General features: G+C 73.6%; 11 protein-coding genes. 4 read left to right on the forward strand and 7 right to left on the reverse strand.

Annotated elements, in window-relative coordinates; genetic code table 11:
* Positions 1-34 precede the first annotated feature (34 nt).
* Complete coding sequence (locus tag IEZ31_RS07110) at positions 35-1,450, reverse strand: serine/threonine-protein kinase (protein ID WP_190248925.1); 1,416 nt, start codon at positions 1,448-1,450, stop codon at positions 35-37.
* A gap of 199 nt (positions 1,451-1,649) precedes the next feature.
* Complete coding sequence (locus IEZ31_RS07115; protein WP_229834364.1) at positions 1,650-2,114, reverse strand: MarR family winged helix-turn-helix transcriptional regulator; 465 nt, start codon at positions 2,112-2,114, stop codon at positions 1,650-1,652.
* Positions 2,115-2,334: 220 nt separating this feature from the next.
* Here IEZ31_RS07115 and IEZ31_RS07120 point away from each other — a divergent pair, with 220 nt between their 5' ends.
* From IEZ31_RS07120 to IEZ31_RS07135, 4 genes are all read left to right on the forward strand, one after another.
* Positions 2,335-3,300: a Kelch repeat-containing protein gene (locus tag IEZ31_RS07120; RefSeq protein WP_190248927.1), complete on the forward strand. Its 966-nt coding sequence runs from the start codon at positions 2,335-2,337 to the stop codon at positions 3,298-3,300.
* Between the two features lie 28 nt (positions 3,301-3,328).
* The gene (locus tag IEZ31_RS07125; RefSeq protein ID WP_190248928.1) at positions 3,329-4,081 is read left to right on the forward strand and encodes a DUF72 domain-containing protein; all 753 of its coding nucleotides are present in this window, start codon (positions 3,329-3,331) and stop codon (positions 4,079-4,081) included.
* 563 nt (positions 4,082-4,644) lie between these two features.
* Positions 4,645-4,866, forward strand: coding sequence for a hypothetical protein (locus IEZ31_RS07130; RefSeq protein ID WP_190248929.1), 222 nt, complete (start codon positions 4,645-4,647; stop codon positions 4,864-4,866).
* The gene (locus IEZ31_RS07135) at positions 4,842-7,607 is read left to right on the forward strand and encodes an ATP-binding protein (protein WP_229834365.1); all 2,766 of its coding nucleotides are present in this window, start codon (positions 4,842-4,844) and stop codon (positions 7,605-7,607) included. The genes IEZ31_RS07130 and IEZ31_RS07135 overlap by 25 nt, the downstream gene beginning before the upstream one ends.
* A gap of 45 nt (positions 7,608-7,652) precedes the next feature.
* On the opposite strand, the gene IEZ31_RS07140 is transcribed toward IEZ31_RS07135, so the two are convergent.
* The 5 genes from IEZ31_RS07140 to IEZ31_RS07160 are packed head-to-tail and all read right to left on the reverse strand — an operon-like array spanning position 7,653 to position 12,496.
* Entirely contained in the window at positions 7,653-9,029 is a 1,377-nt protein-coding gene (locus tag IEZ31_RS07140; protein ID WP_190248930.1) for an alkaline phosphatase family protein, read from the reverse strand.
* On the reverse strand, positions 9,026-10,180 hold the full coding sequence (gene eboE / locus IEZ31_RS07145; RefSeq protein WP_190248931.1) for a metabolite traffic protein EboE: 1,155 nt from the start codon (positions 10,178-10,180) through the stop codon (positions 9,026-9,028). The genes IEZ31_RS07140 and eboE overlap by 4 nt, the downstream gene beginning before the upstream one ends.
* Positions 10,180-11,031 carry a TatD family hydrolase gene (locus IEZ31_RS07150; RefSeq protein ID WP_190248932.1) on the reverse strand — a complete coding sequence of 284 codons (852 nt, stop codon included), beginning with the start codon at positions 11,029-11,031 and terminating at the stop codon, positions 10,180-10,182. Before IEZ31_RS07150 ends, eboE begins: the two co-directional genes overlap by 1 nt.
* Positions 11,031-11,636 carry an EboA domain-containing protein gene (locus IEZ31_RS07155; RefSeq protein WP_229834367.1) on the reverse strand — a complete coding sequence of 202 codons (606 nt, stop codon included), beginning with the start codon at positions 11,634-11,636 and terminating at the stop codon, positions 11,031-11,033. Before IEZ31_RS07155 ends, IEZ31_RS07150 begins: the two co-directional genes overlap by 1 nt.
* Positions 11,633-12,496 (reverse strand): sugar phosphate isomerase/epimerase family protein, encoded by an 864-nt coding sequence (locus tag IEZ31_RS07160; protein WP_229834369.1) that lies wholly within the window; start codon positions 12,494-12,496, stop codon positions 11,633-11,635. The genes IEZ31_RS07155 and IEZ31_RS07160 overlap by 4 nt, the downstream gene beginning before the upstream one ends.
* Positions 12,497-12,565: the final 69 nt, after the last annotated feature.

A 12,565-nucleotide genomic window follows, 5' to 3' on the forward strand; every position in this document is an offset into this window, starting at 1 on the left:
GACAACAGGCCCGCTCCCACGATGTGGGACGGCGTCAGGGCTGGACGATCGGGATGATGCCGCCGACCGTGTTGGCCGGGGCCGCCGTCGTCGTCGGCGGGTCGGTCGGCGCGTCCGTCGTCGGCGACGGCTCCGTCGTGGTCGGCGGGTCGGTCGGCGACGGCGTGGTCGGCACCGGGCTCGCCGAGAACGTCACCGTGGCCGGCATGCTCGTCGGGCCCGTCGTGGTCGGTGCCGGCGGTTGCGCGTCGCCCGTCGGGTTGCCGATCAGGGTGGTGGACGACTGCGGATTCGGACGCTGGCCGGGCATGCCCGTGGTCGCCTGCGGGTTGGGCTGCGGGGTCAGGTCGTTCGTCACCTGGTCGCCCGTGGTCGAGCCGCGGTGCGTCCCCGAGTCGCCGCCCCCGCCCATCAGCTCGCTCGTCGTCTCGGCCGCCGCGAAGACCAGCGCGAGCGCCATCGGCACCGCGATCGCCATCGACGTCACCCGGCGGCGCGACATCTGCGTGCCGCGCATCCAGCGGCGCGTCTGGGCCGGCACGGCGACCGCGTCCAGGTCGTCGATCGCCAGGCCCAGCAGCAGCTGTCGGGCGTCCGGGCGCTGCGTCGGGTCGCGGGTCAGCGCGGCGGCCACCAGGTCGCGGACCGGGTCGGGGATGCCGCTCAGGTCGGGGTCGCCCTCGAGGATCTTCCAGGCGCGGGCGGCGGCCTCCTCGCCGCCGAACGGGTGCCGGCCGGTGGCCGCGAACGCCACCAGGCAGCCCCAGCCGAAGATGTCCATCGCCGCCGTCGGCTCCTCGGCGCGCAGCTGCTCGGGGGAGGCCCAGCCGAGGCTGCCGACGATGTTGCCGGTGCCGGTGATGTCGCTCACCGCGTCGAGGGCGCGGGCGATGCCGAAGTCGATGATGCGGACGCCACCGAGCGTGACCATGAGGTTGCTCGGCTTGAGGTCGCGGTGGACCAGCCCGACGTTGTGGATCGCGGCGAGGGCGGCCGCGACGCCGAGCGCCACGCTGTGCAGCATCGCCGGGTCGAGCGGGCCGTCGTCGGAGACCAGCCGGGACAGCGGGATGCCCTCGAGATACTCGGTGACCAGGTAGGGCCGCTCCTCGTGCACGCCCGAGTCGAGCACCCGCGCGGTGCAGAAGCCGGGGACGCGCTGCGCGGCCCGGACCTCGCCGGCGAACCGGGTGCGGAACCGCGGGTCGCGCGCCAGGTGCGCGTGGACGAGCTTCAGGGCGACCCGGGAGCCGTCCGAGGTCTGGGCCAGGTAGACGGTGCCCATCCCGCCGACGCCGAGCTGCCCCAGCAGCCGGTAGTCGTCGATGCGGACCGGGTCGTTGTGCGTCAGGTCGCCGACGGTGGCCCGGCGCGCGGGAGCGGCGGAGCGCAGCGGCAGGTCCGGCGTGCCGGACTCGCCGGCGCCGTCGTCGAGGCCTGCCTCGGTCATCGGGTCCCTTCCCCAAATCTCAACTGCAGTCTGGTCCTTCCACCGGGAGATGAAAAGACCGCACTGGATGCAAACGGGCAGGTGCCCGGTGAGCAAACAGTAGACCAACCCGGCACCCATCGTCCGCCCCGGAGGGCGCCATTGGCTTCAACGACGCACCGGCTGTCGAGATGACGCCCATCCACCCGATTGGTGCAGGTCAGCGTGCTCGCTCCAGGTGATCGATCAGTCCACGCAGCGCAGTGGTGACGATCGCGAGTTGCGCCGGCTCGAGGTACGACAGGGCGAACGCCTCGGCCGTCTGCGACTCCGGCAGCAGCTCCCGCACCAGCCGCTGCCCCTTGCGGGTCAGCTGCAGCACGACGAGGCGCCCGTCAGCCGGATGGGCGTCGCGGCGCACCAGGCCGCGCCCGGACAGCGTGTCGACCACGCCGGTGAGCGTCGCCTTGGAGATGCCGGCCTGCTCGGCGACGTGCCGGGTCTCCATCCGGCGGTTGGCCCAGACGGTGCGCAGCACGACGAACCCGGTCCAGGTGAGCTGTCGCGGCCGCAGGACGACCTGCTCCACGTGCTGCCGGACCGCGTTCGCCGCCCGGTGCAGGTGCAGGACGGTTTCGGTCGGGTTCAGCGGCTCGGATGTGCCGCGCTGTGCTGTCACGGTCACCACGCGCGACGCAAACGCGCGCGATTCGACCTGACGCCATTCCGGCCCATATGGGCGGCCCCCCTCCGGTCCCCACATTGAACACACAGAATATCGGCTATATGCCGGATGTGTTGCCCCGTCATCACACTGAGCGATTCCCCGCATGCGTCCGTAGTCCGCTTCTGCCGGTTATCCGATGAATTGAACCTCCTCAAGGCCACCTGGGAGACTGACGGACATGCGTACGGTGCCGGTCCTGACGGTGCTCCTGCTCGGGCTGACGGCCTGCTCCCATGAACCAGAGCCGTCCGCGCCCCCGTCTGATACGCCCTGGCAGCGACTTCCCGACGCCCCGTCGGCGCGCACGGAGGTGGCGGCCGCGGTGAGCGGGACGCGCATCGTCGTGGCCGGCGGCTACCGGGCCGACGGCGGCACGGTCAGCACGGTGGAGATCTTCGACACAGCCACCGGCCACTGGTCCGCGGGCCCGCCCCTGCCGGTCGCCGTCAACCACGCCATGGCGGCCGGGGTCGACGGCACGGTCTACGTCTTCGGCGGGTATTTCGGCGACGGCACCCCGAGCGCCGCCGCCTACCGCCTGACCCCGTCGGCCACGGCCTGGCAGTCCGTCGCCGACCTGCCCGAGGGGCGCGCGGCCGGCACCGCGGCGGCGGTCGGCGGGACGGTCTACGTCGCCGCCGGCATCGGCCCCGGCAAGGACGCCCTCGCCACCACGATGCTCGTGTACGACACCGCCGCCGACCGCTGGCGCACCGCACCGGGTCCGCCCACCCCGCGCGAGCATCTCGGCGGCGCGGCCACCGGCGGCAAGGTGTACACGGTCGCCGGCCGCACGGCGAAGGACGGCAACCTGGCCGTCGTCGAGGCGTACGACCCGGCGGGCGGCGCCTGGACCCGCCTGCCCGACCTGCCCACCGCGCGCGGTGGCCTGGCCGCGACCGCCACCTGCCGTGGCTGGGTGGTCGCCGCGGGCGGCGAGGGCCAGCACACGTTCCCGCAGGTCGAGGCGTACGACCCGGCGGCCGGCGCCTGGCACGCCCTGCCGCCGATGCCCCGCCCGAAGCACGGCCTGGGCCTGGTGACGGTCGGCCCGCTCCTCTACGCGCTGCCCGGCGGCCCCGAGCCCGGCCTGCACGTCGCCGCCACGACCGAGGCCCTCGACGCCGGCCCCTGCGGCGGTTAGCCGGCGGCGGGCGGGGAAATCGGGAAACGTGATCCACGTCGGCACGTCGGGCTGGCAGTACCGCGACTGGCGCGGCCCGTTCTACCCGCGCGACCTGCCGCAGCGCCTCTGGCTGGAGCGCTACGCCGGGGCGTTCGACACCGTCGAGGTCAACAACGCCTTCTACCGCCTCCCGGAGCGCTCGACGTTCGAGGGGTGGCGCGACCGTACCCCGGACGACTTCGTCGTCACCGTGAAGGCCAGCCGGTACCTCACCCACATCCGCCGCCTGCGCGAGCCGGAGGAGCCGGTCCACCGGCTGCTCGACCGCGCCGCCGGCCTGGGCTCGAAGCTCGGCCCGGTGCTGCTGCAGTTCCCGCCGAACCTCAAGGCCGACCCGGCCGCCCTGGACGCGACCCTGGCCGCGTTCCCGCAGAAGGTCCGGGTGGCCGTCGAGCCGCGGCACATGTCGTGGTGGACGGACGCGGTACAGCAGGTGCTCAGCGACCGTGGCGCGGCGCTGTGCTGGGCCGACCGGCTCGGCCGGCCGCAGACGCCGCTCTGGCGGACCGCGGACTGGATCTATCTCCGCTTCCACGAGGGCCGGGCCGACCCCCGCCCGCGCTACGGCCGCAGCTCGCTCAACACCTGGGCGGGCCGGGTGGGCCAAGGAAACGACGGATACGTCTACTTCAACAACGACCCCGGATGCGCCGCCGTCGCCGACGCCGCCGAGTTCGCGCGGCTGGCGGAGCGGCGCGGGCTCGATGTCGGCCGCGCCCCGCGTACGCTGCCCGGATGATCGGCAAACTGTGCTGGGTGGTCGTCATCGTCGCGATCCTGGCGCTGCTCGTGTGGCAGCGCCGCCGCCTGATGGACCGCCCCCGCGACGATGACTAGGTGGCACCGGGATACGTAGACGCCCCGGCTCCCCGACTACGTATGCCTCACCCCCGCGAATACGTAAGCGCTACCGATGGAACGCGCGCCTTACGGCGGGAGGATGGTGGCACAAGGTTGAGAGGAGCAAGGCCATGAACCCGAACCACCCGGTCATTTTGAACGAGCTCGTCCGCCAGCGGCAGCTGCACATGCTCGACGAGGCGCGGCACTGGACAAGCCGCGTACGGCTGCGGAGGCGAAACCAGCGAACCGGGATCGCCGCCTGAAAGAGCCGCGTGAAAAGCAAAGAGCGGCCTGAAAAGAGCCGCCCGAGCCGCAGTACCACGGGGGAAGACAGCCCCGGTGCACCCCTCCGCACCGGGGCTGTTTCGTGCCCGAACCAGACCTACGCGATGACTAGGCCACGGTGACGGCCGACATACGTAACGGATACAGATGTGCTGCGCCCCTTACGCCGAGAAGATGGATGCATCAACGACGACCAAGGAGTTCGAGATGATGCACCCCGCCTTCCTGTACAGCCAGCTCCAGCACCGCCAGCAGGGCCTCCTCGGGCTCGACGGCGGCGTCCGCCGCGACGCCCGGCCACGCCGCAACTGGTGGCGCAGGTCGCGCCCGTCACAACCGGCGGTGCGCCCACCCGCCGGTAGGCTGGTGGCGTGCGGGCCAGCCGTAGCGGAGTGAGCCAGGTGATGGTCGGCCGCGACGACGAGCTGAGGCGACTCCGCCGGCTCGTCGACGCGTCCGAGCCGTCCGTCGCCATGCTCGGCGGCGAGCCGGGCATCGGCAAGAGCCGCCTGGTGCAGGAGCTGATCGCGGGCCTTCCCGACACGGCTCCGGTGCTCGACGGCCAGGCCGACCCCGGCACGCTCAGCCGCCCGTTCGAGGTGCTGCTCGACGCGATCGACAGCTCCAACCGCTCGGCGGCCCTCGACCCGGAGCTGCTGCGGGGCGTGACCGACGCGTCCCGGTCGATGATCGACCGCATCCAGGCCGGCCTGGAGATCGTCCGGCTGCTGACCACGCCGGGCCCGTCGATCGTCGTCTTCGAGGACCTGCACTGGGCCGACTCGGAGAGCGTCGCCCTGTTCGAGCGCATCGCCGAGCTCGACGGCGGCCGGCTGCTCATCGGCACCTACCGACCCGACGAGATCACCCGCCGGCACCCGCTCGCCGACCTGCTGACCCGGCTCGAGCGGCGGTACACGGTGAACAACGTGCGGCTGGAGCGCCTCACGCTCGCCGACACCTCGACGTTCCTCAAGGCCGCCACCGGGCGGCCCCCGACGTACCGCACCGCCCTCTCCCTGCACAACCGAACCGGCGGCAACCCGTTCTTCCTCGAGGAGCTGCTCAAGTCCAACGGCGACGCCGACCTCGACACGCTGTGCGACCGCCCGCTGCCGTGGAACGTGGCCGAGGCGCTGCGCCGGCAGCTCGACGACCTCGACGCGGGGGAGCAGCGCATCGTCGAGGCCGCCGCCGTGCTCGGCCGCAAGGTCCCGTTCGACCTGCTCGCCGCCGTCACCGGCCACGACGAGAACGAGCTCATCGACGCGCTGCGCGACCTGGTCCGCCGCGGCCTGATGGTGGAGACCGGCGAGGACGAGTTCAGCTTCCGCCACGCCCTGACCCGCGAGGCGCTCGTCGACGAGATGCTCGGCCGGCAGCGGCGCCGCCTGCACGAGCTCGCCCTGGAGACGCTCCTGTCGACCGGCAGCCGCGACTACGCGCTCGTCGCCCACCACGCCAAGGGCGCCGGCCGCTACCTCGACATGGTCGAGGCGGCCCGCCGCGGCCTGCACGTCTACATGGGCATGGGCTCGCCCTACCAGGCGCTCCAGCTCGCCGAGATGGGCCTCGACGAGCTGCCCGACGACGTCGAGCTGCTCGCCTGCGGCGCCCGCGCGGCCTGGCTGGCCGGCCTGCTCGACGACGCCCAGGAGCTCGGCCGCCGCTGGCGCGCCGCGGCCGGCACCCGCGAGGAGCGGGCCGACGCGCTGCGGCTGCTCGTGCGGCTCGGCTGGGAGATCGGCAGCAGCGGCACCATGCAGGAGCGGGCCGCCGAGCTGCGGGCCGAGATCGAGCCGCTCGGCGACGTGCCGGCCAAGGCCTATGCCTACGCGGCCATCGCCCAGTCCTACATGCTCACCGACGACACCGAGCGGGCGGTCGCCTGGGCCGACAAGGCCATCGCCCTCGGCGAGCAGCTCGACCTGCCGGGGGTCTGGCTGGCCGGCAAGGTCGAGAAGGGCTCGGCGCTGGTCAACTTCGTCGCCGGCGTCGACGAGGGCGTCAAGGTGCTCAACGAGGCGGCGCAGCAGGCCGAGCAGGCCGGCGAGTGGCTGCTCGCGGCGCGCGCCATGAACAACCTCTACAACCTGCTGCCCGGCGGCCCGGCCGACTGGGCGGCGGCGCTGGAGCGGATGCGGTCGTTCGCCGAGAAGGCCGGGTTCGAGTCGCTGGCCGTGGCCTCGTACTTCCAGGGCCGTGCCCGCCTCGCCGTCCAGCAGGGCAACCTCGCGGCCGCGCTCGCCGAGCTGGAGTCCGCGCGGCGCCGCGACCGGGGCCTGCTGCGCACCCGCAACGGCAGCGACTACCACGGCGTGTTCTTCACCGGCCTGCTGCTGGAGGCCGGCGACCTGGACAAGGCCGACACCGTGCTGCGCGGCCTCATCGAGCAGTCCAGCGACGCCTACACGATGCTCACCCAGACCTCGGTCCCCGGCCTGCAGTTCCACCTGGCCTGCCGGCAGGGCCGGGTCGAGCAGGCCCGCGAGCACCTGCGCACGGTGCTGGACGCGGTCCGGGTCACCGGCGTCACCGGCCGCGACTTCGCGCACGACCTGATCTCCGCCGGCCTGGCCGCCGGCCTGGACGTCGACGAGCTGCGCCCGATCGCCGCGGCGATCGACGACCCGTTCTTCGACGACGTCTGGCGCTGGCTCGCCGACGGCCAGATCGCCGAGGCCGCCGGCAACCTCCCCGAGGCGCTCCGCCTGTACCGCAAGGCGACCGCCGAGCCGACGCTGCTCCTGCCCAACCAACGCGGCACCGGCCACCTCGGCGCCGCCCGCTGCCTGCTCGCCGCCGGCGACCTCGACGCGGCCCGCGAGCAGGTCCGCGCCGCCGAGCCGCTGCTCGCCCAGTGGTCCGGCTGGCGGGTGGCCGAGCTGAACGCCCTGCGCGGCCGCCTCGGCCTCGGCGCCCCGGCCGCCGCGGGCGCGGGCGACGAGGCGCTGACCCCGCGGGAGCGGGAGGTCGCCACCCTGCTCGCCGAGGGCCTCACCAACGCCGAGCTGGCCCGCCGGCTGTACATCTCGCCCCGCACCGCCGCCGTCCACGTCTCGAACATCCTGAGCAAGCTCGGCCTCGAGTCGCGCACGCAGATCGCCGCCTGGGTCAAGGCGCGCGCTCAGTCCTGAGTCGCGGCGCGCCCCTGCGGGTCGAGCCCCGCCGTAGCCTCCTCCTCAGCCCGCCAGACCGGCCAGGCGCAGCAGCAGGTCCTTGACCTCCGTGGCCTTGACGGACTCCAGCTCCAGAGACGGGTCGTCGCAGAGCCAGACCGGGCCGTCATCCACGGTGGACGGCAGCAGGCCGTGCGAGCCGCGCACCGCCTTCGCGCCCGCGTCCAGGCCCACCACGCTCATCATGTATCGCAGGCCGAGCTTCTTGCGGGCCAGCGCCAGCCCCGCCCGGGCCTTCGCCCCGCCCGGGTTGGCCGGGTCGAAGAGCAGCTCCGCCGGGTCGTAGCCGGGCTTGCGGTGGATCTCGACCAGCTGGGCGAAGTCGGGGCGCCGGGCGTCGTCGAGCCAGTAGTAGTACGTGAACCAGGCGTCGGGCTCGGCCAGCAGGACCAGCTCGCCCGAGCGCTCGTGGTCCAGGCCGTACCGCTGCTTGCCCGCCTCGTCGAGGACCTCGCCGACGCCGGACAGGCCCGCGCACAGCTTCTGGACCGCCGGGACGTCGGCCGGGTCGCGGACGTAGACGTGGGCGACCTGGTGGTCGGCGACCGCGAACGCGCGCGACGTCCACGGGTCGAGGTACTCCATCCCGTCCTGCGTGTAGACGTTGAGCAGGCCCTCCGAGCGCAGCAGCCGGTTCACGTCGACCGGGCGGCGGGCGTCGGTGATGCCGTACTCCGACAGCGCCACGACGGTCGCGCCGCGCGCCCGGGCGGCGTCCAGCAGCGGCGCGATCACGCCGTCCAGCTCGGCCGCGGCGTCGGCGGCGGCGCGGGACGACGGGCCGAAGCGCTGCAGGTCGTAGTCGAGGTGGGGGAGGTACACCAGGGTCAGGTCGGGATTCTTGTCCGACATGATCTGCTGGGCGGCGCGCGCGATCCACGCCGACGAGGGCAGGCCCGCGCCCGGCCCCCAGTAGGTGAACAGCGGGAACTCGCCGAGCTTCGACGTCAGCTCGTCGTGCAGCGACGGCGGGAACGTGTAGCAGTCGGGCTCTTTGCGGCCGTCCGAGTAGTAGATCGGCCGGGGCGTGACGGTCCAGTCGACGTCGGCGCCCATGGCGTACCACCAGCAGACGTTGGCGACCGTGTAGCCGGGCGCGAGCCGGCGGGCCGCCTGCCACAGCTTGTCGCCGCCGACGAGCGCGTTGTGCTGCCGCCACAGGAAGACCTCGCCGAGGTCGCGGAAGTACCAGCCGTTGCCGACGATCCCGTGCCCCGACGGCGGCTCGCCGGTCAGGAACGTCGACTGCACGGAACACGTCACCGCCGGCAGCACGGGTTCCAGCGGTACCGCGGAGCCCAGCGCCGACAGCCGCGGCATGTACGCCAGCAGCCGCGGGGTCAGGCCGACGACGTCGAGGACCAGGAGGGGCTTGCTCATCGCGACTCCAGCGTCTTGAGACCGAGATCCTGCAGGGCGTCCCGGGCGTAGGCGAGTTCGGCGGCCATCCCGGCGGCGAGGGCCTCCGGGCCGGTGGGGCGCTGGGCCGGCGGGAGCACGCCCCAGGTGTACGTCTCGACCTCCAGGTGGTCGCAGGCGGCGATCGGGCCGCCCACGAGCGCGCCGAGCCCCGCGCGCAGCACCCCGGTCGTGGCGGCCAGCGGCGGCTCCGGCTCCGCGTGCAGCGGCACGTGGTAGTGCACGCGCCACGGCCCGTCGGCGCCGCTCTCCAGCGCCTCGTCGAGGTCGTCGAACGAGTGCCGGCAGCCGGCCGAGCGGGTCTGGTGCATGAACTTCGGCTCGACGTACTGCGCGAGCGTCGCGGCCCCGGCCACCGGGTCGGCGACCTCCAGCGCCGCCGACACCTGGATCTTCACGATCGGCAGCCCGGCGCGGGCCAGCCGCTGCACCGCGGCGACCGGGTCCTCCCACGCGCACGCGAGGTGGGCCAGGTCAACGCAGACGCCGATCCACCGCGGGTCCACGGTGGACAGGTGCACGGTCGCCTGCAGCGTGTTCTCGATGACGCAGCCGGGCTCCGGCTCGAAGGCCACCCGCACAGTCCGGCCGGTGAGCACCTCCAGCCCGGCCAGCCCGGCGGACAGCGCGTCGAGGGCCCGGCACACCCGGCCGACCTGGTCGCCGTCCCACGGCTCGCGCCAGCCCAGCGGCAGCGTCGAGATCGAGCCGCGGGCCGCGTCGTCGGGCAGCAGGTCCACGAGGATCCGGGCCAGATCCAGGGTGTACCGCAGCCGTGCCGGCTCCGCCCAGTCGGGCCGGTACACCTTGCGCTTCACGACCGGCGCGTGGAACGCCCGGTACGGGAACCCGTTGAGCGTCACGACCTCCAGGCCGCGCGTGTCGAGCTCCCGCCGCAGCCGCTTGCGCAGCGCGGCGTCGCCGGCCAGCTCGGTCGCCGCGTCGATGCCCAGCCACAGCCCCAGCCCCAGCACGTCGGCGCCGAGCTGGTCGCGCATCCGCGCCGCGTAGGTGTCGAGCTGGGCGATGATGCCGGCGACGTCCTCGGCCGGGTGGACGTTGGTCCCGTAGGCCAGGTGCACGACCTGGCCGTCCGGGTGCCGCAGGCGCATCAGGACCCGCCGCGCAGGATCGAGTTGCCCTCGAACGTGCCGGCGGCGTCCTCGACCTCGGACAGGTCCAGGCGCTTGGACTGCCCGTAGAACTCGACCGGGTTGCGCCACAGCACCCGGTCGACGTCGTCCGGGCCGAACCCGGCCGCGAGCATCGCCTCGCCGGTCCGCAGGGTCAGCAGCGGGTCGGAGCGGCCCCAGTCCGCCGCCGAGTTCACCAGCATCCGCTCCAGGCCGTACTCCTGGAGGATGGCGACCATGCGATCGGCCGTCATCTTCGTGTCGGGGTAGATCGAGAAACCCATCCAGCAGCCGCTGCCGGCGACCCGCCCGACCGTCACCTCGTTGAGGTGGTCGACGGCGACCCGGCCGGGGTCGATGCCCGACTCGCGGACCACGTCGAGGGTCCGGTCGGTGCCGCGGGCCTTGTCCCGGTGCGGGGTGTGCACCAGGGCGGGGAGGTCGTGGTCGATCGCCAGGGCCAGCTGGGCCGCGAAGACCTCGTCCTCCTCCGGCGTCATCGAGTCGTAGCCGATCTCGCCGACCGCGACGACCCCGTCCTTCTCCAGGTAGCGGGGGAGAACGGCCAGGACCTCGCGGCAGCGCGGGTCGTTGGCCTCCTTCGGGTTCAGCGCGATCGTGCAGTGGTGGCGGATGCCGAACTGGCTCGCCCGGAACGGTTCCCAGCCGACCAGCGCGTCGAAGTAGTCGGTGAACGACCCCACGTTCGTGCGTGGCTGGCCCAGCCAGAACGCCGGCTCGACCAGGGCCCGCACCCCGGCGGCGGCCATCCGCTCGTAGTCGTCGGTGGTCCGGGAGGTCATGTGGATGTGCGGGTCGAAGATGCGCATCAGGAGACCCTCTCCAGCCGGTGCAGCAGTTCGGTGGCGTCGCCGGGCATGGTGCGGCCGGCGGCGTGACGCTCCTCGGCGAGGCCGGCGAGCATCGTCGCCAGCTCCCCGTCGGCCCGCTCGTCGAGGCCGGCGACCCCGTCGAGCGGCAGGCCCATGAAGACCGCCTTGAGCACGCCCTGGCGCCAGGCGGCCGCGGGCAGGTGCCGCGCCGCCGGGCCGAGCGCGGCGGCGACGAGGCGGGTGTCGTTGGTGCGCAGCGCGTCGAGCAGCAGCCCGCGCACGATCTCCGGCCGGACCGTCAGCCAGGGCAGGGCGCGCAGCACGGCGCGCTTCTCCGCGCCGTCGCCGAAGCGGTACAGCGACTCGACCTCGGCCGCCAGCGCCGCGGCCGGCAGCCGGGTGAGCAGCAGCGCGCGGGCGGCGTCGTCGACGGTCCAGCCGGCGAGCCCGGCCAGCGCCCAGCGGCCGCACTGGCGACCGGCGGCGGGGAAGAGACGGCCGATCGACGCCGGCTGGCGGGACACGGTCTCCAGGGCGGTGTCGAGCCAGACCGTGTCGGGCAGCTCGTTCGACAGGATCTCGTAGAGGGGTGGCGGGTTCACGGGACCTCCTGAAATCGGTCGAGGGACCGCTGCTCGGCGGCGCGCAGGAACGCCAGCGAGTCGCGGGCCACGCTCGGCGCGGCGTGGCTGTGGCGGGGCAGTTCGACGGCGACCAGGCCGCCGTAGTCGGTCTCGGTGAGCGCGCGCAGCACCGGCGGGAAGTCGATCTCGCCGGCGCCGAACTCCAGGTGCTCGTGGACGCCGCGGACCATGTCGTCGATCTGGACGTTGACCAGCTGCCCGGCGACGCGGCGGACGCACTCCTCGACCGGCCACGGCTCCAGGCAGCGGCAGTGGCCGATGTCGAGGGTCAGCCCGAAGTGGACGGGCGCGCCCAGGTCGGCCCGCAGCCGCTCCCAGTCGGCGATGGACTCGACCAGCATGCCCGGCTCCGGCTCGAAGCCGAGCATCATCTCGGCGCCCTCGGCGGCGGAGAGCACGTCGGCGCAGCCGGCGACGAGCCGCCGCCAGGCGAGGTCGACCGGCAGCTCGGGCGGGCGCACCCCGGCCCAGAAGCTGACCGCCTCCGCGCCGAGGTCGGCGCCGATGCGCACGGCGCGGCGCAGGAAGTCGAGCCGCGGCGCGGGCTCGTCGTCGATCAGCGTCGGGGCGTGCTTGCGCCACGGGTCGAGCAGGTACCGGGCGCCCGTCTCGATGACCACGCCCAGCCCGAGCTCGGCCAGCCGGCGGCCGAGCGCGCGCACGTGCCGGTAGAGGTGCGCGTCGAACGGGTCGAGGTGCTGGTGGTCGAGCGTGAGCGCGACCCCCTCGTACCCCAGCCCGGCGATCACGCTGAGCGCGTCGTCCAGCCGATGGTTGCTGAACCCGTTGGTGCCGTACCCGAATCTCAGCCCGCTCACTGGGCCACCATCCTTGTGTCGGCGTTTGAGAGAGTGCCGATGCACCACTGGTGACCACCGGGCCATCGC

It is taken from the genome of Dactylosporangium sucinum (assembly GCF_014647515.1).
GTDB classification, from domain to species: Bacteria; Actinomycetota; Actinomycetes; order Mycobacteriales; family Micromonosporaceae; genus Dactylosporangium; species Dactylosporangium sucinum.

Bases quoted from the DNA above. Each gene is read 5' to 3' on its own strand.
- IEZ31_RS07110 (WP_190248925.1), bottom strand. From the start codon at position 1,450: ATGACCGAGGCAGGCCTCGACGACGGCGCCGGCGAGTCCGGCACGCCG.
- IEZ31_RS07120 (WP_190248927.1), top strand. From the start codon at position 2,335: ATGCGTACGGTGCCGGTCCTGACGGTGCTCCTGCTCGGGCTGACGGCC.
- IEZ31_RS07130 (WP_190248929.1), top strand. From the start codon at position 4,645: ATGGATGCATCAACGACGACCAAGGAGTTCGAGATGATGCACCCCGCC.
- IEZ31_RS07140 (WP_190248930.1), bottom strand. From the start codon at position 9,029: ATGAGCAAGCCCCTCCTGGTCCTCGACGTCGTCGGCCTGACCCCGCGG.
- eboE (WP_190248931.1), bottom strand. From the start codon at position 10,180: ATGCGCCTGCGGCACCCGGACGGCCAGGTCGTGCACCTGGCCTACGGG.
- IEZ31_RS07150 (WP_190248932.1), bottom strand. From the start codon at position 11,031: ATGCGCATCTTCGACCCGCACATCCACATGACCTCCCGGACCACCGAC.